Annotated in this window: 24 protein-coding genes, 1 other RNA gene and 1 pseudogene; 5 read left to right on the top strand and 21 right to left on the bottom strand. The window is 39.3% G+C overall.

The genetic code is table 11. From position 1 onward, the window contains the following. Positions 1-149: 149 nt before the first annotated feature. From hpf to HMPREF3108_RS07210, 3 genes and pseudogenes are all read right to left on the bottom strand, one after another. Complete coding sequence (gene hpf, locus HMPREF3108_RS07200; protein WP_012000104.1) at positions 150-692, bottom strand: ribosome hibernation-promoting factor, HPF/YfiA family; 543 nt, start codon at positions 690-692, stop codon at positions 150-152. An 84-nt stretch (positions 693-776) separates the two neighbouring features. Next, positions 777-1,442, bottom strand: coding sequence for a ComF family protein (locus HMPREF3108_RS07205; RefSeq protein ID WP_048778718.1), 666 nt, complete (start codon positions 1,440-1,442; stop codon positions 777-779). Beyond that, positions 1,439-2,741, bottom strand: a pseudogene (locus HMPREF3108_RS07210) (DEAD/DEAH box helicase). The gene HMPREF3108_RS07205 and the pseudogene HMPREF3108_RS07210 overlap by 4 nt, the downstream one beginning before the upstream one ends. Before the next feature lie 55 nt (positions 2,742-2,796). Between HMPREF3108_RS07210 and HMPREF3108_RS07215 the strand changes: the two are divergent. After that, positions 2,797-3,429, top strand: coding sequence for a YigZ family protein (locus tag HMPREF3108_RS07215; RefSeq protein WP_045772978.1), 633 nt, complete (start codon positions 2,797-2,799; stop codon positions 3,427-3,429). A gap of 97 nt (positions 3,430-3,526) precedes the next feature. Beyond that, positions 3,527-4,456 carry a cysteine synthase A gene (gene cysK, locus HMPREF3108_RS07220; protein WP_048778723.1) on the top strand — a complete coding sequence of 310 codons (930 nt, stop codon included), beginning with the start codon at positions 3,527-3,529 and terminating at the stop codon, positions 4,454-4,456. A 33-nt stretch (positions 4,457-4,489) separates the two neighbouring features. On the opposite strand, the gene HMPREF3108_RS07225 is transcribed toward cysK, so the two are convergent. The 13 genes from HMPREF3108_RS07225 to HMPREF3108_RS07285 all read right to left on the bottom strand — a co-directional run bounded on the left by HMPREF3108_RS07225 (position 4,490) and on the right by HMPREF3108_RS07285 (position 18,911). Further along, positions 4,490-4,876, bottom strand: coding sequence for a S1 RNA-binding domain-containing protein (locus HMPREF3108_RS07225; protein ID WP_012000099.1), 387 nt, complete (start codon positions 4,874-4,876; stop codon positions 4,490-4,492). Continuing rightward, a complete protein-coding gene (locus HMPREF3108_RS07230; RefSeq protein WP_070494098.1) occupies positions 4,873-6,276 on the bottom strand; it encodes a bifunctional Cof-type HAD-IIB family hydrolase/peptidylprolyl isomerase in 1,404 nt (467 codons plus the stop codon). Before HMPREF3108_RS07230 ends, HMPREF3108_RS07225 begins: the two co-directional genes overlap by 4 nt. A gap of 87 nt (positions 6,277-6,363) precedes the next feature. Beyond that, positions 6,364-6,996 carry a response regulator transcription factor gene (locus HMPREF3108_RS07235; protein ID WP_070494100.1) on the bottom strand — a complete coding sequence of 211 codons (633 nt, stop codon included), beginning with the start codon at positions 6,994-6,996 and terminating at the stop codon, positions 6,364-6,366. 1 nt (position 6,997) lies between these two features. After that, entirely contained in the window at positions 6,998-7,999 is a 1,002-nt protein-coding gene (locus HMPREF3108_RS07240) for an envelope stress sensor histidine kinase LiaS (protein ID WP_070494102.1), read from the bottom strand. Then, positions 7,996-8,694, bottom strand: coding sequence for a cell wall-active antibiotics response protein LiaF (gene liaF, locus HMPREF3108_RS07245; RefSeq protein WP_045506061.1), 699 nt, complete (start codon positions 8,692-8,694; stop codon positions 7,996-7,998). Before liaF ends, HMPREF3108_RS07240 begins: the two co-directional genes overlap by 4 nt. Positions 8,695-8,860: 166 nt before the next feature. Next, positions 8,861-10,714, bottom strand: a complete 1,854-nt coding sequence (pknB, locus tag HMPREF3108_RS07250) for a Stk1 family PASTA domain-containing Ser/Thr kinase (RefSeq protein WP_070494104.1) — start codon at positions 10,712-10,714, stop codon at positions 8,861-8,863. Then, entirely contained in the window at positions 10,711-11,451 is a 741-nt protein-coding gene (locus tag HMPREF3108_RS07255) for a Stp1/IreP family PP2C-type Ser/Thr phosphatase (RefSeq protein WP_070494441.1), read from the bottom strand. Before HMPREF3108_RS07255 ends, pknB begins: the two co-directional genes overlap by 4 nt. Positions 11,452-11,471: 20 nt before the next feature. Continuing rightward, positions 11,472-12,785: a 16S rRNA (cytosine(967)-C(5))-methyltransferase RsmB gene (gene rsmB / locus HMPREF3108_RS07260; RefSeq protein ID WP_048778738.1), complete on the bottom strand. Its 1,314-nt coding sequence runs from the start codon at positions 12,783-12,785 to the stop codon at positions 11,472-11,474. Further along, positions 12,775-13,710, bottom strand: coding sequence for a methionyl-tRNA formyltransferase (gene fmt / locus HMPREF3108_RS07265; protein WP_070494107.1), 936 nt, complete (start codon positions 13,708-13,710; stop codon positions 12,775-12,777). The genes rsmB and fmt overlap by 11 nt, the downstream gene beginning before the upstream one ends. A gap of 12 nt (positions 13,711-13,722) precedes the next feature. Further along, positions 13,723-16,104: a primosomal protein N' gene (locus tag HMPREF3108_RS07270; RefSeq protein WP_048778741.1), complete on the bottom strand. Its 2,382-nt coding sequence runs from the start codon at positions 16,102-16,104 to the stop codon at positions 13,723-13,725. Between the two features lie 120 nt (positions 16,105-16,224). Then, complete coding sequence (gene rpoZ / locus HMPREF3108_RS07275; RefSeq protein ID WP_008808589.1) at positions 16,225-16,539, bottom strand: DNA-directed RNA polymerase subunit omega; 315 nt, start codon at positions 16,537-16,539, stop codon at positions 16,225-16,227. A 24-nt stretch (positions 16,540-16,563) separates the two neighbouring features. Next, positions 16,564-17,190: a guanylate kinase gene (gene gmk, locus HMPREF3108_RS07280; RefSeq protein WP_008808588.1), complete on the bottom strand. Its 627-nt coding sequence runs from the start codon at positions 17,188-17,190 to the stop codon at positions 16,564-16,566. Between the two features lie 113 nt (positions 17,191-17,303). Next, positions 17,304-18,911 (bottom strand): ribonuclease Y, encoded by a 1,608-nt coding sequence (locus HMPREF3108_RS07285; RefSeq protein ID WP_045772969.1) that lies wholly within the window; start codon positions 18,909-18,911, stop codon positions 17,304-17,306. 230 nt (positions 18,912-19,141) lie between these two features. Between HMPREF3108_RS07285 and HMPREF3108_RS07290 the strand changes: the two genes are divergently transcribed. Continuing rightward, a complete protein-coding gene (locus HMPREF3108_RS07290; RefSeq protein WP_008808586.1) occupies positions 19,142-19,624 on the top strand; it encodes an S-ribosylhomocysteine lyase in 483 nt (160 codons plus the stop codon). Between the two features lie 56 nt (positions 19,625-19,680). On the opposite strand, the gene HMPREF3108_RS07295 is transcribed toward HMPREF3108_RS07290, so the two are convergent. The 5 genes from HMPREF3108_RS07295 to HMPREF3108_RS07315 all read right to left on the bottom strand — a co-directional run bounded on the left by HMPREF3108_RS07295 (position 19,681) and on the right by HMPREF3108_RS07315 (position 23,744). Continuing rightward, positions 19,681-21,087, bottom strand: a complete 1,407-nt coding sequence (locus HMPREF3108_RS07295; protein ID WP_138109262.1) for a cell division site-positioning protein MapZ family protein — start codon at positions 21,085-21,087, stop codon at positions 19,681-19,683. 11 nt (positions 21,088-21,098) lie between these two features. Next, positions 21,099-22,256 (bottom strand): THUMP domain-containing class I SAM-dependent RNA methyltransferase, encoded by a 1,158-nt coding sequence (locus HMPREF3108_RS07300; RefSeq protein ID WP_060970917.1) that lies wholly within the window; start codon positions 22,254-22,256, stop codon positions 21,099-21,101. Positions 22,257-22,416: 160 nt separating this feature from the next. Then, positions 22,417-22,782: RNase P RNA component class B (gene rnpB / locus HMPREF3108_RS07305), an RNA gene on the bottom strand. 14 nt (positions 22,783-22,796) lie between these two features. Beyond that, positions 22,797-23,147, bottom strand: a complete 351-nt coding sequence (gene gpsB / locus HMPREF3108_RS07310) for a cell division regulator GpsB (protein WP_012000085.1) — start codon at positions 23,145-23,147, stop codon at positions 22,797-22,799. Positions 23,148-23,216: 69 nt separating this feature from the next. Then, a complete protein-coding gene (locus HMPREF3108_RS07315) occupies positions 23,217-23,744 on the bottom strand; it encodes an SLOG family protein (protein WP_070494109.1) in 528 nt (175 codons plus the stop codon). Positions 23,745-23,809: 65 nt separating this feature from the next. Between HMPREF3108_RS07315 and recU the strand changes: the two genes are divergently transcribed. Both recU and pbp1a read left to right on the top strand, forming a co-directional pair. Next, positions 23,810-24,412 carry a Holliday junction resolvase RecU gene (gene recU / locus HMPREF3108_RS07320; protein ID WP_045505953.1) on the top strand — a complete coding sequence of 201 codons (603 nt, stop codon included), beginning with the start codon at positions 23,810-23,812 and terminating at the stop codon, positions 24,410-24,412. Further along, the gene (gene pbp1a / locus HMPREF3108_RS07325; protein ID WP_070494111.1) at positions 24,405-26,543 is read left to right on the top strand and encodes a penicillin-binding protein PBP1A; all 2,139 of its coding nucleotides are present in this window, start codon (positions 24,405-24,407) and stop codon (positions 26,541-26,543) included. The genes recU and pbp1a overlap by 8 nt, the downstream gene beginning before the upstream one ends. Positions 26,544-26,633: the final 90 nt, after the last annotated feature.

Raw genomic sequence — 26,633 nt, forward strand, 5'->3', positions numbered from 1 at the left:
ACAACTATCTTAGTATATCATCTACTCGCTAAACTGTCAACTACTTTTTTGAACTTTTTTTAGCTTTTTTAAAAAATTATTTTTTGAAGCCTTTGTTTAATATTATATAATCAAAAAGCTGGACAGTGGTCCAGCTTTTCTAAAACTCATTATTTTACCTCAAGTAAACCAAGATCTCCATCTTCTCGACGGTAGATGACATTTGTTGTGTTATCATCTACATCCGTATAAATGAAGAAATCATGTCCCAGCAACTCCATTTGAAGAAGTGCTTCTTCTAAATCCATCGGTTTCAAATCAATGTGTTTTGAACGAACAACTTTTGCAGGTGCTTCATCAACTTCTTCTACTACTGCATCTGTAAAGATTTGACTTGTTGAAACTTTAGTTCTATTTTTTCTTTCAATTTTAGTTTTATTTTTGCGAATTTGGCGTTCAATTTTATCAACTACTAGGTCAATTGAGCCATACATATCTTGTGAGATATCTTCAGCGCGAAGAGTTATTGAACCAAGCGGAATTGTCACCTCAACCTTAGCCGTTTTTTCACGGTAGACTTTAAGATTTACACGTGCATCAAGTTCTTGATCAGCTTGGAAGTATTTTTCAATCTTTTCCAGTTTAGAAACTACGTAATCACGGATTGCTTCTGTTACTTCAAGGTTTTCACCACGGATACTATATTTAATCATATAAGTACCTTCTTTCTAAACATAAAATTTTTCTTTTTATATATTAATTATAACGCTTTCATTATGTTTTTGCAAATTTTTTTCTTATCTCGCTAGTGAAAATGTCATGATTTCTTTCGCTCCGTTTTCAAATAATGTCACTTTTGCATCCTGTAAGGTTGCACCTGTTGTATAGATGTCATCTACAAGTAAAATTTTTGGGGGGATTTTCGTATTTTCAATCATGTAAAAGTTACCTGTGTTTTCTAATCTCTCTTTTCTGCTTTTACTAGACTGAGTCTGGCTTTCTTTTTTCTTTAATAGTTCTTGATAAGGTATCTGTGCAGCTTCAAGCAATCCAGACACTTGATTGAACCCTCTTGTTTTCATCTTACTTTCACTTAAAGGAAGGTTTAAAATTGTGTAACTTTGGTATTTTTTTAATTCTCTTCTTATACTTAAGGCAAACACATTTCTTAATAGGTAATCTCCTTGAAATTTGTAACGACTAAAATAGTCTTTCATAGCCTTATTATAAGTGTACAAACTTTTATGAGCCACTTCTAACCCTCTTTCCTGCCAGTACTGACAATCTTGGCACAAGTTTTTGTCCCCAGCTTTATAACAGCTTGGACAATTTTCTTCTGGAATTTCTTCGAAGGTATTTAAGCATTCTTGACAAACGTTATTTTCTTTTCTTTTTAATTGTAATAAATCTATAAAATTTAACTGCTCTTCTAATAGGGATAAGCAGAGTAGACATTGTCTCATAATCCGGCCTCTCTGTTCATTGCTTTAATTTCATTGATTGCTTTTTCTATCTGTATATTAGTGCCATCATGGAAAAATAGCAAGTCACCTGTCGGTCGTTCCATACTTCTTCCTACTCGCCCGCCAATTTGTACTAAAGCACTCCTTGTAAAGAGACAATGGTTAGCTTCTAAAACAATTACATCTACACATGGAAAAGTAACCCCTCTTTCTAAAATTGTAGTTGTTACTAATATACTTATCTTTTTATCTCGAAAATCTTGCACTATTTTTAATCTATTTTCCGTTGTAGAAGCTACAAAACCTACATTTTCTTCTGGAAAATATTTTTGTAAGACTTGCTTTATCTCTTGTCCTTTCTTAATCTCCGAAGCAAAAATTAAGAGTGGAAATTTTGTTTTTCTTTGTTTTCTCAGATACTTGACTAACTTAGCTGGTAGCTTAGCTTTTTTAAGGTCTTTATTTAGATCAGAAAGCCATACTTTTTGTGGGATAATCAAGGGATTTCCATGAAAGCGTCTTGGCAAACTTAACCTTTTTAAAATTCCTTTTTGAACTTTTTTATCAAGCTCATCTGTTGAAGTTGCGGTCAAGAATATAGTAGTTCCTTCATTTTTAACTGCTTGCTCGACTGCATGATAAAGCACAGGATTATCTACATAAGGGAAGGCATCCACCTCGTCAACAATGAGTAGATCAAATGCTTGGTAAAATTTTAATAATTGATGAGTTGTTGCAATCACTAGGGGACTCCGTGAATAGGGGTCGGACTCCCCATGCAATAGGGAAATATCACATGAAAAATCTTCTTTTAAACGCCGGTAAAGTTCCAAACAGACATCTATCCGAGGACTAGCTATACAGACAGCACCTCCTTGATCTAACACCTGAGCAACCACTTGATATATCATCTCTGTTTTTCCTGCTCCAGTTACAGCGTGGACTAAAGTATCCTGCTTATTTTGTACTCCTTCAAGTAACCCTTTAGAAACTCTTTCCTGATATTCTGTCAATTGGCCAAAGCCATTTCAAACTCGATATAAAAGGAAAAGACTCTTGTGGAAAAAAATAAAGATCTTCGTCACTACGCACTCTCCCTAGAAGAATGCATTCTCTACAATAATATGCACCAATTGGCAATAAATATCTTTCCTTATCAATCTGACTGTAGCAGCGAGAACAAAAGAGTTCTCCCTTTTTTTCAAAAATTGATGATAGTCTTTTAGCTTTCTTAAGTAGTTCAGGAGGTAACTGTTCTTTAGTAAAAATTCGCCCTAAACAATCTTGCAATTCTAACATATCTTTTTATTCGTATTTTCTTGGAAAAATCCTTGATTTTTTGTACAATGAAATCATGGAATTTAAAACTATCAAAGAAAATGGTCAAGTTGAAGAGGAAATCAAAAAATCTCGTTTTATCTGTCATGTAAAGCGGGTAGAATCTGAAGAAGAAGCCAGAGACTTTATAAACACCATAAAAAAAGAGCACTACAAGGCCACTCATAACTGCTCTGCCTTTATTTTGGGAGAAAAAAGTGAAATCAAGAGAACTAGTGATGACGGTGAACCAAGTGGTACTGCTGGTGTTCCCATGCTGGGAGTCTTGGAAAGTCATCAGTTAACCAATCTTTGCGTTGTCGTAACTCGGTATTTTGGCGGAATTAAATTAGGCGCGGGAGGATTGATTCGAGCTTACGCAGGAAGCGTCGCTCTAGCAGTTAAAGAAATTGGACTGGTAGAAATTAAAGAGCAAGTAGGATTGAGACTTCAGTTGTCCTATAGTCAATATCAAGAGTATGCTAATTTTTTAAAATCTGAAAACTTAATGGAATTTGATACGGAGTTTACGGATTCTGTAGCTACCACTATTTTTGTGAATAAAGAAGATCAAAATAGAATTGAGGAAGGCCTGATCGAATTTTTCAATGGTAAAGTTCAGTTGAGTAACCAAGGAATTCGTCAAGTAGAAGTTCCTATTATTTCTTGATATAAAAAAAAGCTATGATAGCCATAGCTTTTTTATATTTTACAAATTCCAATTTTCATTTTATACTTTTCTTAATTCTATTTCATGAGGTGTACTTATGTCTAAAATCTATAATAACATTACCGAACTAATCGGAAATACTCCCATTGTCAAACTTAATCATTTAGTTCCTGAGGGAGCTGCTGATGTATACGTAAAGTTAGAAGCCTTTAATCCTGGCTCTTCTGTCAAAGACCGTATTGCTCTCAGTATGATTGAGGCAGCAGAGCGTGATGGACTTCTTAAACCTGGATCAACTATTGTTGAAGCAACCAGTGGAAACACTGGAATTGGTTTGTCTTGGGTTGGAGCAGCAAAAGGCTATAAGGTTGTTATTGTCATGCCTGAAACGATGAGTGTTGAGCGTCGTAAAATCATCCAAGCTTACGGAGCTGAGTTAGTCTTGACTCCAGGAAGCGAAGGAATGAAGGGAGCTATTGCAAAAGCAGAGGAAATTGCTGAGGAAAGAAATGCTTGGTTGCCACTTCAATTTAATAATCCTGCTAACCCTGAAGTACATGAAAGAACTACTGGTGTAGAAATTCTAGCGGCCTTTGGTGATACTGGATTGGATGCTTTTGTTGGTGGAGTCGGAACAGGAGGAACTATTTCAGGAGTTTCCCATACCCTTAAAAAAGCAAATCCTGCAATTGAGATTTATGCGGTTGAAGCAGACGAATCTGCTGTTCTATCTGGTGAAAAACCTGGACCACATAAAATCCAAGGACTTTCTGCCGGCTTTATCCCTGAAACCCTCGATACTGATGGCTATGATAAAATTGTGCGAGTTACTTCTGAACAGGCTTTAGACTTTGGCCGTCATATTGGTGGCAAAGAAGGTTTCCTCGTTGGTATTTCATCTGCAGCAGCAATTTATGCAGCAATTGAAGTTGCTAAAAAACTAGGGAAAGGTAAAAAAGTTCTAGCCCTTGCTCCAGATAATGGTGAACGCTATTTGTCAACTGCTTTATATGAATTTGACAAATAATTTTACAAACGAATGATAAATAAAAAAATCATCCTAACATTCAGGATGATTTTCTTTTTCATCTTTTTGATTAGATAGAAACTGAAGGGCTTCCTCAGTCCATGTCGGAATACTCTTAGCAAGAGGGGCAAAGCCAAACTTATGACGGTCATTCGAAAAGCGATGGCGCTTAGGGAGGCGATGTTTTTCTTCTTCCAATGTTCTCATTGATAGGCTAGCCTTCTTAGTATATTCATCGAAATCAAGGACTTGCACCTGCACAGTGTCTCCTATGGCTAGAAGATCATGAATATTTTCTATGTATCCTGTTTTAATTTCGGATATATGAATCAATCCGGTAATACCAGATTCAAGTTCAACAAAGGCACCATAAGGTTGGATTCCTGTAATGGTCCCCCTTAATTTATCACCAATCTTCATTCGTCTTCAACCTCAATTGTCTCGATAACAACATCTTCAACTGGTCTATCCATCGCTCCAGTCTCTACCTGAGCAATCTTATCCAAAACTTGATAGGATTGTTCGTCTAGTAACTGACCAAACACTGTATGACGACGATCCAAGTGTGGTGTACCACCTTTATTTGCATAGATTTCTGCGATAGGTTCCGGCCAGCCCCCACGACTCAATTCTTTTGCTGAGTACGGCAGATTAGAATTTTGCACGATGAAGAATTGACTGCCATTGGTATTTGGTCCAGCATTAGCCATAGAAAGAGCGCCACGGATATTATACAATTCTGGCGAAAATTCGTCTTCAAATCTTTCGCCATAAATCGATTCGCCACCCATTCCTGTTCCTGTAGGATCTCCACCTTGAATCATGAAATCTTGAATAATACGGTGGAAAATGACACCATCGTAATAGCCATCTTTTGACAAAGCGATAAAGTTAGCTACCGTTTTAGGAGCTTGTTCTGGGAACAAGACCAATTTCATGTCACCTAGATTTGTCTTGATTGTTGCAAAAGGTCCTTTATTATTTTCAATTTCCACTTGAGGGAAGTTCAATTCTTTTTCTACCATACCTAATTTCTCCAAAGCATCAAAGATGCCATCTTCTTCTACTGTTTTTGTAATATAATCTGCTTTCTCAAAAATTTTTGGATGTGAGTTCCCCATAGCAATACTCATACCAGCATAGTCAAATAGCTCTAGGTCATTCAACTCATCACCGAAAACCAAGAGATTTTCAGGTTTTAAACCAAGTTTTTCAATAACCTTTTGGACTCCTGTCGCCTTGGAGCCAGCAATCGAAACAACATCTGAGGAATTCGGGTGCCAACGAACCAATCGTAAATCTCCTGATAAATCCGCAGGTAGCTGTAAACTATCTCCTTGATCCTCAAAAGTCCACATTTGATAAATCTTTTCTGACTGGTAAAAGTCAGGATCAACAGGTAGATTCTGGTAAACAACATCAATAGCTTGATTAATCATTGGGCTGCGAGCCGAAAGAGCGGCACCATGACTGCCAACAAGCCCGTATTCAATTCCAACTTTCTTAGTCCAAGCAATGTACTTCTCTACTATATTCTGGGGAATTGGTTGCTCACTAACAACTTGTCCTTTTTTATCTTCTACATAAGCACCGTTTAGGGTCACAAAAAAGTCAGGTTCTAGTTCACGAATCTCGGGCACCACACCAAAAATCCCACGACCTGAAGCGATCCCTACCAAGATACCTTTTTCTTTCAGAGACTTAAATACTTGTTGGATACTCGCCGGCATAAAACCTGTATCTTTTACCCTCAAAGTATCATCAATGTCAAAGAAAACAATTTTAATTTTCTTAGCCTTGTATTTTAATTTTGCGTCCATATATCCCTCTTTATTTGCGATGTTCCCATTATACCATAAATACGGCCAGAGGACTGCTCTCAAAATCGGAAGACTTTTTCTCCCTTATCAAAAGTCTTCCTGAGGAACTAAGTGATGCTGGAAGGCATAGACAACAGCTTGAGTCCGGTCGCTCACTTCCAATTTTGATAAGATATTAGAAACATGAGTTTTTACTGTTTTTAGAGAAATATAAAGCTCATCAGCAATGCGTTGATTTTCATAGCCCTTGGCTAGAAGCCCCAAAATATCTCGTTCTCGAGCGGTTAAATCATCATGTAATTCAATGTGATTGCGATGGTACTGAACTTTTTTACTGACTTCTGTTTCAATCGCAATTTCTCCTCTAGCTACTTTTCGGATAGCATGTAAGATCTCATCTGCACTAGATGTCTTCAGCATGTAACCTTTAGCTCCAGCATCCAGAACAGGATAAATCTTTTCATTATCCAAGTAGGAAGTCAAAATCAAAATCTTTGCCTCAGGCCAAGTTTCTAGAATAGCCATAGTAGCCTCGATACCATTCATCTCTGGCATAACAATATCCATGATGATGACATCTGGTCTCAGCTCCAAAGCCTGCTCAACTCCCTCACGACCATTAGAACTTTCTGCCACCACTTCAACATCTGCTTGTAAGTCTAGGTAGCTTTTTAAGCCCAAACGAACCATTTCGTGATCATCTACTAATAAAATTTTCATACTAATTCTCATTTCTATCTAGTAAAGGTACTCGAATATCAATTGAAACCCCTTGTTTAGGAGCAGTCAGAATTTGAATATCTCCTGCCATATCATGAACTCTCTCTTCAATATTTTTCAGGCCATAACTTATTTCATCTAGCTTTTCTCTGTGAAAACCAATACCATTATCAGCCATTTTTAGCTGAACTTCGTGTCTGTTCTGATATAAGTAGACATCTAAACGACTAGCCTTAGCATGGCGAAGGGTATTGCTAATAATCTCTTGCGCAATTCGAAAGATATGTTCTTCAATCTGTCTAGGGATGGAATCAACTCTATGTTCAAAGTTGACTTCGATCTCACTCTTATCAACTAACTCTTTCAAGATCACTTCCAAACCTTCGACCAAACTTCGACCTTCTAATTCTGTAGGCCGAAGATGTAGTAGCAAGATTCGCAAATCTTTTTGGGCAGTATCCAAAATGGAAGACACTCCTTTTAATTGCTGCTCTACCGCTTCTTTTTCCAAAGTTCCCAGTTGACCTGAGACACCAGATAGAATCATATTCGCTGCAAAAAGCTCCTGACTAACCGTATCATGGAGATCTCTAGCGATACGGCGACGTTCTTTCTCAATAATCACCTCTTCATTTTGAAGAACTTGATTTTCAGATTTCTGCAGATTTTCTGTTAACAAAGCCATTTTAGCAGCAATTTTTTCAAATCCGTAATCAATATCTTCCTGATTACTTTTCTCAACTTCTTGGCCATCTAGAATATTTCGAATATTTCTTCTGATAGATGTTAAGGTTACAATCTGTACAAACTTCATAATCAGCAAGAGTAATATAGTCAAGGAAAGAGCTAAAAAGAAAATGAAGAAGATAAATTTTTGTAGCGTTTCAAAATCTTCCAGAACTGTTTGCCATTGAAAACTGAAAAGGCTGAAGACATATTGAACGATAACGGCCAAAACAAGAAAGGAATAAAAGAAGAGTATAAAATAATAAGATTTCCTCATTTGCGAACGACCTCAACATTTCCAATAAGGCTGGCAATGACAATTTTAACGCTTTTATTGGCTCTGTCAAAATCTGGCGTAGTCAGAGAAATACTTTCATTTCTCAATTCTCGAACAGTCTGCCCTAAAAAGGAGAGTTCCCCGTATAAACTATTGACCTTTAAACTGACTGCCACATCAACTGGAACAATAATTTTTGTGTCACCAATCCCTTTTCGCAAGATAATAACATTATCATGATTGGTTAAAATTACCTCTTCCAGATGAATAGTATCTTTCCCTACCATTCGAAAAAGGTTAATATCGTCAAATCGGCAACTATCGTGGGAGGAAAAATGATGTATATCCCCAAGCCAACGATTTTTCTCTTTTTTTACAACTGTATCTTGCTCAAAAACTAGATGTGTCGCTTCATTTTCTCTGTATATATAGGGCGAAGCAACAATCAGACCATAAACAACAGCAAATAGAACTGCTGCAATGACAAATGGATTGAGCATAATAATAAGAAAAAAGAGAATGGAAGCTGTAACTAGGAAAAAGTTACCTCTTTGCCTGCCAAAATAATAATAGAGAAAGAGCAAAAACAAAATTGAGAGAAGGACAAGTCGAGAAAAATCGCCTGCAACAACCGTAATAAAAGCCATTGTCAGTAAAATTGCTTCAATTAACACAAAAAACTGAATCTTTCTCATCATACTTATCCTTTCTACTTTTCTATTGTATCAAATTTTACTATTTTTTCCTCAGACCTGAGCATGAATCCTAAATTTCCAGACATCAGCTCAATTCTTATTCATTCCAGAAAATCTCAACTTTCAGAGGAAGGCCATAAGAAAAGCAACCAAGGAGGTTGCTTTTTTAATCACCATGTGTCGAACTTGATGCTGAAGTTTCATCCTCTGAAGAACTTGACGATGACGTATTCTTACTACTTGATGAGGAGTTAGAATTCGAACTTGAGCTAGAACTTGAACTTTGAGTAGTTGCTTCAGTGACATATAAGGTTACTTTTACCTTCTTAGGATTAACTGGTCCAGTTGCTGGAGATTGTGATGTCACCAAATCAGATTGACTCGACACAACCGAACGATCCACGACTCTTTCAATGTTACTAGATGGAATTCCTAGAGAAATCAGATAATTTCGAGCGTTTGCATAAGTATATTGAAGACTACCAAAGTTTGGCATTTCAATCGTTGATACTGCTTTGGCTACTTTTAAAACAATCTTCGTATTTGAAGTGAGATCATAGGTAGCTCCCGCAGCTGGTGTCTGTTCAAAAATTGTTCCTTCTTCTGCATCGTTTGTTTCAACTTCTTCAACTTTAATATTGTTTTTTGGAACTTTTAGAACATCCGTGAGCCTTTCAACAGCTTGGGCAGTAGTTTGACCAGTATAGTCTTCCATGATCAGCGTTTTAGCTCCCTTAGAAACAACTAAATTAACCGTGCTGCCTTCTTTTCTCTGAGTCCCTGCCACTGGATCTGTTCGAATAATCATTCCAGAAGCTACTTCATCACTATTCTCTTCTATTTCTTCGCCAACTTTTAAATTGACTTTTTCAATCGCTTCTCTAGCTTCAGCAACTGTCTTGCCAGTAACATCTGGAACCTGCTTATTAGATGGTGTTAGATAGAGCAAAGCTAGAAAAGCAGCAATGACCAGAAATACTGCAGCTAACAAAACCTTGTATCTCGCTCTCAAATGATGCTTTTTCTTAGGTTTTGTTGGCGGTGCAACTTGAGGGACTTTCTGTTCAACATCTGTAGCTGGATCATTATTTACTCTAGAAGCTACAGGAGGTGTGACTTGTGGAATCTTCGGAAGTGTTTTAGTATCCGCTTTTACCGCGTCATCAAACATCAGTTTCTTTTCATTCCGTCGTTCAGGTGACAGGCAGCTAGACAGATCTACATACATATCCGAAACACTCTGATATCGATCTGTCAGCTTTTTAGCAGTAGCCTTAATAATAACATTTTCCAAAGACTGCGGAACATTGGCGTTTTCAGCAATAATGGACGGCAATGGTTTTTGGAAATGTTGTAGAGCGATCGTCACTGCACTATCCCCATCATAAGGAATATGACCAGTCAGCATCTCATAAAAGATGATCCCCATCGCATAAATATCGCTTTGGAAAGTTGCTTTCGAACCACGCGCCTGCTCAGGAGACAAATAATGGACACTGCCAAGCATGGAATTTGTTTGGGTCAAACTTGTTTCTGCAAAGGCAACCGCAATCCCAAAGTCCGTTACCTTGGCATTTCCATCAGGTGTCAGGAGAACGTTTTGCGGTTTCAAATCTCGGTGAACAATCCCACGAGCATGTGCCAAACGCATGGCTAAAAGAATTTGCCCCATAATTCGAACGGCCTCCTCGTTCGACAAAGGAGCGTGCTCTTTAATGTATCGTTTGAGATCCAAGCCAGCTACATATTCCATAGCCAAATATTGCTGGCCATCTTCTTCACCAATGTCGGTGATGCGAACGATATGTGGATGATCCAAATCCGCCATGGCACGCGCTTCTCGTTGGAAACGTGCAACAGCGATAGGATCCGTCTGGTAATTGGTTCTAAGAACCTTAACCGCCACTTCTTCACCATCTAAAATCAAATCCTTGGCAAGATAGACATCTGCCATCCCGCCTCGGCCAATTTGTTTGATGATTTTATATCGCCCGGCAAAAATTTTGCCGATTTGAATCATGCTTCTTCCTCCTTGTCAAAGTACACAAGAGCTACTGTAATATTGTCCAGACCTCCTGCATTATTGGCAAAGCGAATTAAAGTTTGAGCTTTTTCTGGCAAAGTAAGATCACTTTTTAGAATATCATAGATTTCACTTCCAGCTACCATATTTGATAAACCATCACTGTTAACCACGATATAGTCGCCCTCTTCTAAAGTGATTATTCCAAAATCGGGCTGAATTTCATCTTTTTGTCCGATGGATTGGGTAATGATATTTCGTTGGGGATGACGTTCAGCTTCTTCAGCTGTAATCTGACCAGCTTTCAAAAGAGCATTGACTAAAGAATGGTCACTTGTTAGTTGTTTGTACTCTTCTCCACGGACCAATCCGATACGGGAATCCCCTATATGAGCATAAATTGCTTGATTGCCAATAATCGCAATGGCCTCAAGTGTCGTTCCCATTCCCTTGTACTCGTCTGATTGTCCAACTTCATGAATCTTTTTATTTTCTGCTTCCAAGTGCTCAGCAAACCAATCTCTCACACCATTGACAGAATCAATCTGCGTATCGACCCAAGCAGCACCCAAATCTGTCACGGCCATTTCACTTGCAATATTTCCAGCACGGTGACCACCCATGCCGTCTGCTAGGACAATCAAAGGCATCCCAGAGCGATTCACAAAATGATTTACGAAGTCTTGATTATTTGTACGTTTTTTACCAACATCTGTTAATAATGCTATTTCCATTCTGTTAGTATCCTCCTCTTTCAAGATATTCTCCTAAACTGGCTGATAAAAAAGCCATCGCTTCCATATAATTCGGGAGTAATTAAAATACACCCATCTTTTAGAATATCTTTTCTTTCATGTTTTAAGTTTACCTGCTCAAAGTTAGGATGTTTCTCTAAAAATTTAGAAACTACTTGACTATTCTCTTGTGAAAAAATAGTGCAGGTACTATAAGTTATTATACCACCTTTTCTCAAACTTTTACAAACACTATCTAGTATCTCTAGCTGAATTTTTTGTAAAGAGAGAAAATCTGCATTTTCTTTGTTATATTTGATATCCGGTTTTCGCCGTAACAGACCAATTCCAGAACATGGTGCATCAACCAAAATCTTATCAAAGGCATCCTTGCCAAATTTCTGATAGACTTCTCTAGCATCAAGCTTTTTCGTTTGAACTTTATCAGCGAGACCCAACCGAGTAGCTGCTTCTTCGATCAATTGAAGCTTATGCTCATACAAGTCTAGGGCTATGATTTCCCCAGTACTTAAATATGAAGCCATGTGTAAAGTCTTGCCACCAGGCGCACTGCAAGCATCTAAGATTCTTTCATCTCCTTCAATACCTAAAGTTGGTGCCACCAGCTGACTAGATTCATCCTGAATTGTAATTAGGCCAGACGTAAACAATTCGTGACCAGCAAAGTGACCTTGATTTTTAACCAAAGCAGACGGAGCTAAGAGAGAATCTTCTGCCTGTAAAAGTCCTTTTAGTTCCTCTTTACGAGCCAAGTCTGTCACACGAATACTGGCTTTATTCCGCTCAAAAAGACTCGCTAAAATGGCCAGGGCACGTTCTTCACCATACTCTTCTATTAAAGCCTTAACTAGCCATACTGGCGTCGAATATTGGATAGAATAGCGCTTGTTCTTCCGTTTAATCGTTTCAACGTCAGCTACACCTTCACGTTCTATCCGACGCAAAATAGCATTAACAAACTTATCGCTTCCTAGCTTTCGTTTTTTAGCTAGTTCAACAGCTTCATGAATAAGAGCGTGATTTGGAATCTTATCCAAATACAGCATTTGATAAAGACTCAAGAGCAAAAGAATGTATAGCCAGGAGTCTAGTTTATCCCGGTCTTCAATTAGATGGGACAGATACCACTCAAGAGTCAGCTTACGAGCAACTGTTCCGTAGACAAGTTCTGTCACCAAACTTTTATCTTGTTGAGAAAGCTGAACCTTCTTGAGAGCCTTATTGAGGGCAATATTCGAAAAAGCTCCTTGATCAAATACTTCTTCTAACACCTCTAAAGCCACCTGTCGCGCACTTTTTCTTCTAGTTTCCAAACTTATCTCCTACTGCTAAGTTTCGGCCAGCACCATTCAAAAAATCTGAGATAGTCATTTTGGGTTTTCCAGCTGGCTGAACTGTCTTAAGGGCGAGTGCCCCTTCTCCAGTTGCAACAAGTAGTTGCCTTTTCCCAATCTCTAAAATCTCTCCTGGCTGGCCATCTCCATCTGCTAATTCTGCTTCATAAATTTTAAATCTTCCGCCCTGCCATAGAGTATGAGCTACAGGCCAAGGATTCATCCCGCGTATCTGATTAAAGAGTTGACGATTGGTCTTGTTCCAATCCAGTCTTTCTTCTTCAGGTCTGATATTTGGTGAGAACGTAACCTGACTTGGATCCTGAGCTTCAGGCTGAATATCCCCAGCAAGATAAGCCGGCAATGTGTCCAAAAGTAAATCGCGACCAACAATGGCCAGTTTCTCAAACAAAGTGCCGACATTATCCTCATCAGTGATTGGAATACTTCGGCGGGAAATCATATCTCCTGCATCCATCTCTTTGACTGTTTCCATGATTGTAATACCAGTTTCCCTATCACCTTGAATTAAGGCGTAATGGATTGGTGCCCCGCCACGGTGTTTGGGCAGAAGAGAAGCATGAACATTGACAACAAAATTCATGATTGCAAGAAGTTTGCTAGGAAGGAACTGTCCAAATGCTGCTGTTACAATTCCGTCAGCACCTAGATTCATGATTGCTTCCATTTCTGGACTTCCAGATAATTTCTCCGGCTGATAGATTGGCAATCCATAAGATAAAGCCACTTCTTTCACTGGCGTTATTCGAATTTCTTTTTTCCGCCCTACTGCTCGATCTGGCTGAGTCACAACAGCCAAAACTTCGTATTGGTCACTTTCCAACAATCCCTTTAAGACCGTAGCAGAAAAGTCAGGTGTACCCATAAATATTAGTTTTGTCATACTTATTTCCTTTTACATAAAGTTTTGTGGTTCGTTATCAATGCTGAAACGTAAGTCCTTGTTGTCCCGTTCCTGAGTCCATTCCAAAATCTTATTTAAAGTTCCTTGCAAATTCTCTTCAAAACGATATTTCACCAGAATCTGATAATGAAAAAGATTATGTGTTCGGGCAATTGGCTTGGGTGTAGGCCCCAGTATTTTAACCTGGTCAGACAGCCCCTGCTTCAAAATATCCAAAGCTTGGTAGGATTTTTTTACTAGAAATTCTTCATCTTTGTGGGATAAGGTCAAACCAACTGTGAAATAATAAGGCGGATAGCCAAGCTGCCTGCGAATGTTCATTTCATAGTTAAAAAAGCCTTCGTAATCTTGCTTTTTAGCATACGATATAGCATAGTGGTGGGGGTTGTAGGACTGAATCAAAACTTGGCCTTCCTTTTCAGCGCGGCCTGCTCGACCAGCTACTTGAGTCAAAAGCTGAAAAGTACGCTCAGAAGAACGAAAATCTGGTAAATTCAGAGCTGTGTCCGCATTTAATACCCCAACCAAGGTTACATTTGGAAAATCCAAGCCCTTAGCAATCATCTGGGTTCCCAGCAAGATATCAGCTTCTCCTCGCCCAAAAGCTTCTAAAATCTTTTCATGACTGCCTTTTTTCCGAGTCGTATCCACATCCATTCTCAAGACCCGCGCATCAGGAAAGGCTGTTTTCAACTCATCATAGGCTTTCTGCGTCCCCGTTCCATAGTAGCGCATACTCCTGCTGGAACAGTTAGGGCAGGCATAGGGGATATCTTTGACAAAACCGCAGTAATGACAGTTCATGGTCTTGGTATCCATATGAAGCGTTAAAGAGATATCACAGTTTGGACAAGTGTCCACTGTCCCGCATTCTCGGCACATAATAAAACTTGAATAGCCCCTGCGGTTCAACATTAGAACAACTTGCTCCCTTCTATCCAAACGTTCTTGAATAGCCTCTAAAAGCGGAGGGGTAAAGTTCTTAGCATCATTTTGACCAATATAATCCCTAAAATCAATGACTTCAACTTGCGGAACCTTGGCTAGGGGATTGGCCCGTTTAGTCAGCCTTAAAAATTGATACCGACCCTTCCCCGCTCTTGCTCTGCTTTCCAAGCTTGGCGTTGCTGATCCCAGAACTAAAGCCGCCCGATTATACCGAGCTCGGAGAATAGCAACTTCTCGAGCATGGTAACGCGGATTAGAATCCTGCTTGTATGAAGATTCGTGCTCCTCATCAATGATAATCGCACCAATATTTTTGAGAGGAGCAAAGACAGCTGAGCGCGCGCCAACAACGACCTGGGCTTCCCCTCTTTCTACCTTACGCCATTCGTCATATTTTTCACCATTAGACAAACCTGAATGAAGGATTGCCACCTGTTGGCCAAAGCGGGCAATAAAACGATCCGTCACTTGTGGAGTCAGAGAGATTTCAGGAACCAGCATGATAGCAGTTTTCCCTTTTTGTAAGACTTGTTCAATTACTTGAAGATAGACTTCTGTCTTGCCACTTCCTGTGATTCCTTCTAGCAAGATCGGATTTGCAACTTGGCCAATCTTTTCAGTTATGGCAGCGACAGCGTGCTCTTGCTCACTATTGAGCTGTAATTCTTGGTCCTGTCTCTCTCTTTCAAAATAGCTTGCTGTTCGACTGACTTCTTTTTCCTCGACAACAATCACATTCTGGTCTATAAAATATTGAATCACTTCTCTAGAAAATTTTTCCCGCAAATCTGCCAGCAACTGAGCTTCGTTTTGCTGCAGTAAATACTCTTTTAACTCTTGCTTTCTTTTGGCACGACTGGATATGTCCATCGTCTCTAAAGAATTGTGATCCACCCTATACCATTTCTCTGCTTTGATTCGTTTTTGATCTGTTGCCTGATACTCCATACGAATCCGTCCTAATTGGCTCAAGCGCATAAAGGTTGCTTGCCGTTCCTTATCTAAATCAGAAAAGCGAAGACTAGCCTGTTCACCAAAAATCTCTTGTCTCTCCTCTAAAGACATCGCTTCCGTCGGATAGAGTATTTTGTCGTAGGAAGAGTTAAGAAAATTAGGTAACATGGCTTTTAAAATGGAAATTTTGTAAGAGAAGACTGTTTTACGTAGCTCATCTGCCAGCCAGAGTTGCTCTTCGTTTAAAACCGGACTAAAATCAAGAACTTCCACAAGTTCTTTTAAGCCAAAGCCCTCTTCCTCCTCAATAGCAAGAACAATCCCTTGAATCAAACGATTGGCCTTTCCAAAAGGAACATGAACCCTCATCCCGACTTGCAAGGTTTGAGAAAACTCTTGAGGAACTGCGTAACTGAAAGGTTTGTCAGTCTGCATCAAGGGCACATCTACGATAACTTTAGCAACTAGCATTTCCTCTCCTTCCTTTCTCACTTTTAAGTATTAGCTAATTATTTGCTCAAAAATATACGTCTCTCTATTATACCGAAAAAATAGCTGGAATAGAAAAAAGAAGATTGAGTTCCCCCAATCTTAAATCTTTTCGCCTTCTTCTTTTTCTTTAGCGATTTGTTCTTTAATTTTACGCTCTTCTTCTTCCTTACGCAAGCGTTCTTCTTCTGCACGGCGACGAACAGCTTCACGTTTTCCTTCTGGATCTGGGTGAATTGTGACATTACCAGACTCAATTTCTTCTAGAGCTCGAAGAGTTGATTTGACAGATTTAAAGTCCTGAGTCGGTGTAGCTCCAGCCTCAAGCTCGTGTGCACGCTTTGCTTCCAAAATTACTAATGAATATTTTGATGGTACCTTGTCCAACAAGGTATCAATAGACGGTTTTAACATCATAATTTTTTACCTAATTTCTAATCTTTATCTTACTGCTGCAGAATTTTTTACCATGTCTTGATAGTGGCCAATCACGCGATCCACACGGAAATGCTCCGCCTCAATCACTCTCTTAACTCGTTCGGCCGCTAGACTGACCTCATCATTGACGATAGCATAGTCATACTCACGCATGAGGGCAATTTCTTCCTTCGCCTTCTCAATCCGCTTAGCAATGACATCTGCACTGTCCGTCCCGCGACCAACCAAACGGTCTTGTAATTCTTCCAAATCCGGAGGTGTCAAAAAAATAAAGACAGCATCTGGAACTTTTTTCTTGACCTGCAAGGCACCTTGCACCTCAATTTCCAGGAAGACATCGATTCCTTTATCCAAGGTCTCGTTGACATAGGTTAATGGCGTCCCGTAGTAGTTACCGACATACTCAGCATACTCCAACATCTGACCCTGACGGATCAACTCTTCAAACTCTTCGCGAGTTCTAAAGAAATAATCCACACCGTCCACTTCACCTGGACGTTGCGGACGTGTCGTCATGGATACAGAATATTGAAATTGGTTTTCTGAGCTTTCAAAAATTTCACGTCTAACCGTTCCTTTTCCTACACCAGATGGTCCAGAAAAAACGATTAACAAGCCACGTTCCGTCATTTGGTCTCCTTCACAGTCTTTTACCTAGTGTAACAAAAAACAAGAGATATTTCAACTGCTTTTTATGATGATTATAAGCTACTAAAAGAAAAAACAGCTCGAAAGCTGTTTCTCTACTTAGCATAATCAACGGCACGCAATTCACGAATGACCGTAACCTTGATATTTCCTGGATACTCCAGATTATTTTCAATCTTCTCACGAACATCATGTGCTAAAATCGTCACCTTATCATCCTTGATCTTTTCAGGATGAACCATGATGCGGATTTCACGACCCGCCTGCAAAGCAAAGCTTGTCTTAACACCATCGAATTCATTCGCAATTTCTTCTAAGTCATGCAAGCGTTTAATATAGCTCTCTAGTGACTCGCTACGAGCACCCGGACGAGCAGCGCTGAGCGCATCCGCTGCAGCAACAATGACTGCAATCACGCTTTCAGCTTCTACATCTCCATGGTGGCTAGCAATGGTGTTGACCACAACTGGATGTTCCTTGTACTTACGAGCGAGCTCGGTACCAATTTCAACGTGACTTCCTTCCACTTCTCGGTCAATTGCTTTTCCGATATCGTGAAGGAAACCAGCCCGGCGTGCCAGAGTTGCATTTTCACCAAGTTCACCAGCAATGACTCCTGCTAACTTCGCCACTTCAATTGAATGACGAAGGACATTTTGTCCATAAGACGTGCGGAATTGCAATCGTCCCATGATCTTCATCAAATCAGGGTGAAGGTTTGGAGCTCCAATTTCATAGGCTGCTGCTTCCCCATACTCACGAATACGATTATCAATTTCCAAACGGTTCTTCTCGACTAGCTCTTCAATACGAGCTGGATGAATCCGTCCATCTTTGAGGAGGGCTTCCATCGTCATACGAGCAATTTCACGGCGAACAGGATCAAATCCAGATAGGGTTACAACGTCTGGAGTGTCATCGATAATGACATCAATTCCTGTAAGACTTTCAAAAGTGCGGATATTGCGTCCTTCACGACCGATAATCCGTCCCTTCATAGTATCATCAGGCAAGTGGACCGTTGAGTTGGTCTGCTCAGCCACATAATCACCAGCAATCCGCTGCATGGCTTGAACCAAGATATCTTTGGCCATCTTGTCAGAGCGTTCTTTAACCTCTTGTTCAGCCTCACGAATACGCATCGCAATTTCTTTGGTTAGCTTTTCCTCTGTTTGAGCAAGAATCAGATCACGTGCTTCGTTCTGCGATAGTGAAGCAACTCTTTCTAGTTCAGCTTCTTTTTGTTTTTCAAGCTCAGCTAGTTGTTCTTCCCGCTCATCAATGTATTTAGTTTTATCTGAAAGACTTTGTTCTTTCTGCTCGAGCAACTTCTCTTTGTTGGTCAAGTTATCATCTTTTCGATCAAGGCTAGCTGCACGTTCTGTCAAACGACTTTCTGTTTGTTTCAGCTCTTGACGCTCAGACTTAAACTCTGCCTCAACTTCTTCTCGATATTTTCTGGCTTCTTCTTTTGCCTCCAAAAGTGCTTCTTTTTTAAGCGAATTAGTCTCGCGTTTTGCATCTTTCAAAATGATATCTGCTTCACGCTCGGCCTGACCGCGTAAATTCGTTGCTTCTTGTTCAGCATTCAAAAGAGTAAGTTCCGCGGCTTCTTTTGAAGATTTCATTCGAGCCGAGATGCTTACATATCCAATGACTAAACCAATGATGACGGCAAAAACAAGAGCGAAAATCATTTCCATGTTTTTACCTCATTAATTTATTTTAAATTGAATTCGAAAATTCTTAATTATTTTATCATAAATTTGATAAATTAACAAACTGATTTTGGTAAAAAAGAGAGCGATTTCTTATATTATTTTATTAAGTTTTTGGCAAAGCCTTGTGCCACCTTATTCTTGTCAAAAATTATTTTTTTGCAAAAATATTTGATATAATCGAACTATAGAAATTGATTACAAAGGAGACTTTTATGTCTAAAGAAGTTATTGTTGAAAGTTTCGAGCTTGATCACACAATCGTTAAGGCCCCTTATGTACGACTCATTGGAGAAGAAAGCGGACCAAAAGGAGATGTCATTTCCAATTTTGATATCCGACTTGTCCAGCCCAATGAAGATTCCATTCCAACTGCAGGTCTCCATACCATTGAACACCTGCTGGCCATGCTTATCCGTAAACGCATTGATGGAATGATTGATTGCTCTCCTTTTGGTTGTCGAACTGGTTTCCATATGATCATGTGGGGACGTCATACCCCATCCGAAATCGCCCAAGTGATCAAATCATGCCTTGAAGAAATCGCTGAAACCACTACTTGGGAGGACGTCCCTGGAACTACGATTGAGTCTTGCGGAAACTATAAAGATCACAGCCTTTTTTCTGCCAAGGAGTGGGCTAAATTAATCCTCAAACAAGGGATCTCAGATAACGCTTTCGAACGCCATGTCATTTGATCCTTTAATAACAAAAAAATCTCAAGACTAATTTTTTAGCTTGAGATTTTTTATTTCTAAAAGTCTAAAGAATCCGCATAACCCGGACCATTTCCTACAAAATAACCTGTTTTACAGTTAATACTAAAGAGATAGGTTCCGTCTGGCTTAAAGAGATTATAGTAGCCATTTCCTTTTATAATATTAACACGTTCGATGATATATTGATCGCCAGTAATATAGCCACGTTCCCGTGAAATTTTTAAGATTTTTTCCAAAATACCTGGATTAAAGACCCAAGCGGAATTATTGACATCATCAATCACAGCCTGATTATAAGGAACACGGCTTAGATTTCTCTGCAAAGGAACACCAGTGCTGGACAGTCCTCCATATCCAGTAGAACCACCCGTGATTACGCCTTGATCCGCATTATTAGTGGTCGGTGCTGTTGGAGTGGTTTCAGCAGGTGCTGGAGCTGTGTTGGAAGGAGTTCCTTGACCTCCAGCTGCTTGAGTGACTGTTTGCTGACCCTTTCCTTGACTAATGGCAGAGCTGATTAACTTATCTAAATTATCATTACCCGTTTTAGTTTCAGTAAAAGTCGCGTCTCCCTTAACTTTTGCATTGGTATCTAAAACACCATCTTTGATCGCAGCCGTTTCAAACTGAGAATTGACTGCTTGAATTGCTGAGATTTGTTTTACTAGATTATCATATTTAGCCTTAGCAACCGTATATTCCTTATCATTTTTCAGGGCTTCAAGTGCCGTTTTTAATTGATCCAAGTTGGCAAAGCTACTGTTTTTAATAGCCAATTTATTCTTATCAGTAAAGAAAGAATCATACAAATCATTAAATTTTTTCAAAGCACTGTTTTCAGAACTTGAACTACTTGAACTAGTCTTTTTACTTGCTTGACTGCTGGAGCTCGTTACTGTTTTGCCTGCCTGATTACGATTCATCGCAAAATACGCAGTTGCCGCAATTCCAGCTACAGCCAGAAGAGCTACTAGGGCATAGATGACCTTTTTACTACCAGAGCCTGTCTTTTCATCATCTTCTTCATAAGAATCCTCTGTAACTGCTGTAGATACTGGAGCAACAGGCTCTAAGTCCACCTGAGTCTTATCTTCGGGCTCGTCAGAAAAGGCCTGGCTGACCTCAGCTTCTAACCCAGGACTCTTAGGAGAAGCTATAACTTCTTCTTTCATCTCATCGGTTGAAACTGTTTCTTTTTTCGCTTCTTCAGCCTGTTCGTCTTGTTTCTTTTGAGCTTGGACGGTCGCTGTATACTTTCCAGCTTCAATTTCTTGACGATGCTGCTTGATATATTTGTCTAAAACACTATCATCTTCTTTGACGCCAGCTTCTAATTCTTCACTTTTTCTGGCAGCCTGACCAATAGTCATTTCCTTAGCTTCTTCAAAATCTAAAATAGATTCTTGCTCTTGGCTTTCAGGCTTTTTATTTTCCTTACTCATAGTCATCCTTTCTACTCTTCAAGTTTTCGTTTGACTCTTTGTCCAAAATATTGATATAAATCAACCTTCAAGGTTCCATTATAGAGTTTTCTCTTTTTATCTGCCGGACTTCCATATTTACTTTCAAAAGCCTCATCACTGGTCAGAATAAATTTACTCCATGTTTCCAATGGTGCAAAAGTTTGCCCCATTTCCTGGTAGAGCTTTGTAACAGCCGTATCATCCAAAAGCCGTTCTCCATAGGGAGGATTTGAGATAATCACACCATTGATTTTATTAGTGTGCAAGTCTTGCAACCTCATTTGCTTAAAGCAAATACAGTCTGCCACCCCAGCTTCCTCAGCATTCTTCTTAGCAATGTCAATCATACGTGCATCCAAATCTGATCCAGCAATATCCAATTGAATATCCTGCTTAATTTGCATACGAGCATCAGCTTTTGCTTTCTGAATTTGTGCTTGATCTATCCAATTCCATTCTTCAAAAGCAAAAGAACGATAAAGACCAGGAGCAATATTTTTACCAATCAAAGCAGCTTCTATACAAAAAGTTCCAGAGCCACATGTCGGATCAACTAAAGGTTTATCAGGATACCAATTGGATAAGAGAAGAATGGCAGCTGCCATATTTTCCTTAATTGGTGCTCCACCCTTATCGGTCCTATAACCACGCTTAAACAAGCTGGTCCCCGTCGTATCAATCATAACTGTCGCCAAATCTTTTAAGATAGAAACTTCAATCTTAAATTCAGGTCCATTTTCCATAAGGGGAACCCCTTCAGGACGCGCATAGTGTTTCTGCAACTTCTTCACAACGGCTTTCTTAGAAATTGCCTGAACGCTGGGTTCATTGTGAAGTTTGGACTTGACACATTTCGCTTTCGAAATAGGAAATTTTGCGCCTAAAGGTAGGTAGTTTTCCCAATCAAGTGCAAAGACACCTTGAAAAAGCTCTTCAAAAGTCTTGGCAGGAAAAGTCCCAACAATGATTTTGATCCGATCTGCCGACCGTAACCAAAGATTGGTTTGAATAATAGTTTGGACATCTCCTTCGAAACGAACTCGACCATTTTCAACCTGACAATCGATTCCAAGATTTCTAATTTCACGACCAACTACTGCTTCTAGACCTGCTGCAGCTGTCGCTATTAAGTCAAATGTTTTTTTCATTATTTCCTCAAAACAAAGGGGAAGCGTCTATCCATATACTGAGATAGCCGACTTGAGATTTACTTAGATCAGGAAAAGTTACTATCCCTAACTTTTTAAAGTAAATTTCACTATAATTAGAGGCTAAGAACCAAGCCCTAGCCTCCACCTATATGCAATTTTCTATAAGCCATGTTTTGTTCCAGAAATGACTAGGCACCATTTCCTTCGATAATCATCTGTCTACTGTTTCCAGTCAGAATGCAATGTTCGTTTCCACGCATTCCATGCCCCGACCAAAGTTTGGGTTGCTAGCTTGAGGGGTTTACCGCGTTCCACTTCTTGTGTTTCCACAAAAACTACGTCACTGTGGCACTTTCAGGCCTACTCCAGCATATCAAGAGACTTAGCTGTTTCACCCGCCGTAACGGAAAAATCCGTCCCTAGGCTTATTGTTTCGCCTAGCACAAACACTACCGGCATCACAGCCAGTGCTAGCATGGACTTTCCTCATGAAAAATAACTTCTCATGCGATTATCCAAAAATTGCACGTCTTATAATTATAATTGATTTAATTCGCTCGCTTGGATTTGTTTACCGAACACTTCTTTTTCCAAACGGCTTAGTCGTTTCAAGATATCAAAATTGGTAATTGTCGTTTGAGTTGTGTCTCCAAATGACTGATGAACCTGAGAAGCAGTTGAATTTGGAGCTTCCTGCATACGCTTAGAAAGTTCTTGTTTTAAACGGCTATTTTCTTCACGCAATTCTTTCACTAAAGCTGAGTAAGTTTCGTAGTCTTTGATCACATCATCTAAAAACTCATCCACTTCTTGCTTACTATATCCACGTACTGCTGTTTTAAAATCTTGATCAAAAATATCTTTAGGTGTAAAAATAATACTAGCCATTTCTCTCTCCAATCTGGTTTATTATTATCATTATATACGAAAAGGAAGAGAAAAATCAAGGTATAAACTTTAAATTTCAGAAAAATTTTCCGCCAGCTCATTTAAGTCATCAAATGTTAATTTTTTGATATGATATTGTTCATTTTCCTCCATCATTCGGTAAAGATACTTGAGCTTTGTCTCATTTTCTTCATCGTAAAATAGATAAGCTCCGTCTGTGCTCTCTAACAAAAATTGATTATAAGTCCGAAACTGACTTGGATTTTCATAGCTTGGATAAGCATATTTGATAAAATCAACATTTTTAAAGTTAGCCAATTTTTCTTGGTTAACCTCATTCCAATTTTCACCTTGGTTTTCAAAAATAAAAATCGTCGCCAATTGGAAATTATATTCTTCCTGTAATTCCTTAGCAACTTCCAGAACCCAGACCTCAAAGCCCAAATTTCCTGTGAAAACCAGCCATTTCATGCCATTTTCTAAGAGATAAATTAAATCCCTACGAATAGCTGCTTTGATAATTTTCAAGCGTTGATCCTTGTCTCCAAAGATTCCTAAATCAAAGGCTTTATAGCCTACAACAAGTACACTGACCATTTTTTATCCTTTTACAATGATTTATGGTATAATAGAGTGATGTTATTGTACCAATAAGGAGTTTTATGGTCAACTATCCGCATAAGCTTACATCTAAAAATAACATAAAAAAAGTGAAAAAAGAGACTGTCGATTTCGCTAATCGGGGAATGACTTTTGAAAAAATGATTAACGACACCAATGATTATTACCTTAGTCGTGGATTAGCTGTTATTCATAAAAAGCCTACACCCGTGCAAATTGTCAAAGTTGATTATCCTAAGCGAAGCCGTGCCAAGATTGTCGAGGCCTACTTTCGCCAAGCATCTACTACGGACTACTCGGGAGTTTACCGTGGGCATTACATTGATTTTGAAGCCAAGGAAACGCGGCAAAAGCAATCTATGCCTATGAAAAATTTTCATGCACACCAGATTGAACATATGGATCAAGTGCTCAATCAAGGCGGGATTTGCTTTGTCTTACTTCACTTTTCTAGTCTGAAGGAAACCTACCTCCTTCCTGCTCCCTACTTAATTGAGTTTTATAAGATTGATAAGGGTGGGAAATCCATGCCCCTGGATTATATTCAGAAACATGGTTATCTCATTGAACAAAACATCCTTCCCAGCATACCTTATCTTGATATTATCTCAAAAAATTTACTAGGTGGTCACTCTAATGAATAAACAAACCTTAATGACAGCCCTAAAATGGGTTGCAAGCGGCCTTATCTCACTCTTTCTTTTGGGACTTCTGCTAGGAAGTTGTCTCTTCTTCTACTATGTGAGCAAGGCCCCTGAATTATCAGAAAGCAAGCTCGTTGCTACTACTTCCAGCAAAATTTATGATAGCCAAAATAACCTTATCGCAGATTTGGGATCTGAAAAGCGCGTAAATGTTACCACTGATCAAATTCCAACTGATTTGGTCAATGCTATTGTTGCTATTGAAGACCATCGTTTCTTCAATCACCGTGGAGTTGACTCCATTCGGATCATCGGCTCTATCTTTAATAATATTCTTAAGAGGTCGAATGGGCTTCAGGGTGGTTCTACCTTGACCCAACAGTTGATTAAACTAACATATTTCTCTACCTCTAAAGCAGACCAGACAGTCTCACGTAAAGCTCAGGAAGCTTGGTTGGCTTTCCAACTAGAAAGAACAGCTACAAAGCAACAAATTCTGACCTATTATGTCAATAAGGTTTACATGTCTAATGGGAACTATGGGATGCAGACCGCAGCACAAAGTTTTTATGGTAAGGACTTAAAAGACCTAAGCTTGCCTCAATTAGCCTTGCTTGCCGGAATGCCCCAAGCTCCAAACCAATATGATCCATACTCTCAACCAGAAGCAGCACTTCAACGTCGTAACTTGGTTTTATCTGAGATGTACCAACTGAAATACATCACTGCTGAACAGTATGAACAAGCTATCAATACTCCTGTTACTGACGGTTTGCAAAGCTTGAAGAACTCTGCGTCTTATCCAGCTTATATGGATAACTATTTAAAACAAGTTATCGAGCAGGTCGAAAAAGAAACAGGCTATAACTTGCTGACTACTGGTATGGAAGTCTACACCAATGTCAATACTGACGCTCAAAAGCAACTGTGGGAGATCTATAACTCCGATACCTATGTTAACTACCCAGACGATGAACTTCAAGTTGCTTCCACGGTTATGGATGTAACAAACGGTAAAGTCATTGCCCAACTTGGAGCTCGTAAACAGTCCACTAATGTTTCATTTGGTACGAACCAAGCCGTTGAAACCAATCGGGACTGGGGTTCAACTATGAAACCTATCACAGATTATGCACCAGCTATCGAAGATGGGGTCTATAGTGCAACATCTGCAACTATTGCAGATGCTCCTTATAATTTCCCTGGCTCTAGCACTCCTGTCTACAACTGGGATATGCGCTACTATGGTAATATAACCATGCAATATGCCATCCAAGAATCACGGAACGTCCCAGCAGTTAAAACTTTGGAAGCTGTTGGCCTCAAACAATCCCTTAAGTTCTTGAATAAGATTGGTATCAACTATCCAGAAATGCACTATTCAAATGCCATTTCAAGTAATACCAACAAATCTGGAAACGAATATGGCGCAAGCAGTGAGAAGATGGCTGCGGCCTATGCAGCTTTTGCTAATGGAGGAACCTACTACAAACCTCAATATGTCAATAGAATTGTCTTTAGCGATGGTACTGAAAAAGTCTTCTCTAATGAAGGTTCAAGAGCCATGAAAGAAACAACCGCCTACATGATGACAGATATGATGAAGACTGTTTTGACATCCGGAACAGGTACAAATGCAGCAATTTCTGGTGTCTATCAGGCTGGGAAAACTGGTACTTCTAACTATGCAGACGATGAATTAACCAAACTTACAAAACCTTATTACGGCTCTAGTATTGTAACTCCAGATGAGCTCTTCGTCGGTTACACCCCTCAGTATTCAATGGCTGTATGGACTGGTTATTCAAACCGCTTTACACCAGTTCTTGATGATGGGGTCAAGGTTGCAACTGATGTCTATCGGTCTATGATGACTTTCTTGAATACCAATGGAAACGAAGACTGGGAGCAACCAAATGGGCTTTATCGAGTTGGTTACTATCTATACCTAAACGGATCTAATCCATATCGATACTATATCCAACCTTCCTCAACTTCAGAAGAATCATCTTCTTCTGAGGAAGAGTCTTCTTCAAGTAGTTCGGAATCTTCTACTACTTCCGAATCAAGTTCATCCTCTACTTCTAATCCTCAAGAAAGCAAACCGCAAACTAATAACGGTCAGCGCTAATGTTTGGAAGATCAACATAAAAACTCTATCTTCTCTCATATGAGAAGATAGAGTTTTTTTATTTAGAAAAGGCCTTATATAGCTATAAGG

Source organism: Streptococcus sp. HMSC10A01 (assembly GCF_001807785.1).
Lineage (GTDB): Bacteria > Bacillota > Bacilli > Lactobacillales > Streptococcaceae > Streptococcus > Streptococcus gordonii.

Bases quoted from the DNA above. Each gene is read 5' to 3' on its own strand.
- hpf (WP_012000104.1), bottom strand. From the start codon at position 692: ATGATTAAATATAGTATCCGTGGTGAAAACCTTGAAGTAACAGAAGCA.
- HMPREF3108_RS07205 (WP_048778718.1), bottom strand. From the start codon at position 1,442: ATGAGACAATGTCTACTCTGCTTATCCCTATTAGAAGAGCAGTTAAAT.
- HMPREF3108_RS07215 (WP_045772978.1), top strand. From the start codon at position 2,797: ATGGAATTTAAAACTATCAAAGAAAATGGTCAAGTTGAAGAGGAAATC.
- cysK (WP_048778723.1), top strand. From the start codon at position 3,527: ATGTCTAAAATCTATAATAACATTACCGAACTAATCGGAAATACTCCC.
- HMPREF3108_RS07225 (WP_012000099.1), bottom strand. From the start codon at position 4,876: ATGAAGATTGGTGATAAATTAAGGGGGACCATTACAGGAATCCAACCT.
- HMPREF3108_RS07230 (WP_070494098.1), bottom strand. From the start codon at position 6,276: ATGGACGCAAAATTAAAATACAAGGCTAAGAAAATTAAAATTGTTTTC.
- HMPREF3108_RS07235 (WP_070494100.1), bottom strand. From the start codon at position 6,996: ATGAAAATTTTATTAGTAGATGATCACGAAATGGTTCGTTTGGGCTTA.
- HMPREF3108_RS07240 (WP_070494102.1), bottom strand. From the start codon at position 7,999: ATGAGGAAATCTTATTATTTTATACTCTTCTTTTATTCCTTTCTTGTT.
- liaF (WP_045506061.1), bottom strand. From the start codon at position 8,694: ATGAGAAAGATTCAGTTTTTTGTGTTAATTGAAGCAATTTTACTGACA.
- pknB (WP_070494104.1), bottom strand. From the start codon at position 10,714: ATGATTCAAATCGGCAAAATTTTTGCCGGGCGATATAAAATCATCAAA.
- HMPREF3108_RS07255 (WP_070494441.1), bottom strand. From the start codon at position 11,451: ATGGAAATAGCATTATTAACAGATGTTGGTAAAAAACGTACAAATAAT.
- fmt (WP_070494107.1), bottom strand. From the start codon at position 13,710: ATGACAAAACTAATATTTATGGGTACACCTGACTTTTCTGCTACGGTC.
- HMPREF3108_RS07270 (WP_048778741.1), bottom strand. From the start codon at position 16,104: ATGCTAGTTGCTAAAGTTATCGTAGATGTGCCCTTGATGCAGACTGAC.
- rpoZ (WP_008808589.1), bottom strand. From the start codon at position 16,539: ATGATGTTAAAACCGTCTATTGATACCTTGTTGGACAAGGTACCATCA.
- gmk (WP_008808588.1), bottom strand. From the start codon at position 17,190: ATGACGGAACGTGGCTTGTTAATCGTTTTTTCTGGACCATCTGGTGTA.
- HMPREF3108_RS07285 (WP_045772969.1), bottom strand. From the start codon at position 18,911: ATGGAAATGATTTTCGCTCTTGTTTTTGCCGTCATCATTGGTTTAGTC.
- HMPREF3108_RS07290 (WP_008808586.1), top strand. From the start codon at position 19,142: ATGTCTAAAGAAGTTATTGTTGAAAGTTTCGAGCTTGATCACACAATC.
- HMPREF3108_RS07295 (WP_138109262.1), bottom strand. From the start codon at position 21,087: ATGAGTAAGGAAAATAAAAAGCCTGAAAGCCAAGAGCAAGAATCTATT.
- HMPREF3108_RS07300 (WP_060970917.1), bottom strand. From the start codon at position 22,256: ATGAAAAAAACATTTGACTTAATAGCGACAGCTGCAGCAGGTCTAGAA.
- gpsB (WP_012000085.1), bottom strand. From the start codon at position 23,147: ATGGCTAGTATTATTTTTACACCTAAAGATATTTTTGATCAAGATTTT.
- HMPREF3108_RS07315 (WP_070494109.1), bottom strand. From the start codon at position 23,744: ATGGTCAGTGTACTTGTTGTAGGCTATAAAGCCTTTGATTTAGGAATC.
- recU (WP_045505953.1), top strand. From the start codon at position 23,810: ATGGTCAACTATCCGCATAAGCTTACATCTAAAAATAACATAAAAAAA.
- pbp1a (WP_070494111.1), top strand. From the start codon at position 24,405: ATGAATAAACAAACCTTAATGACAGCCCTAAAATGGGTTGCAAGCGGC.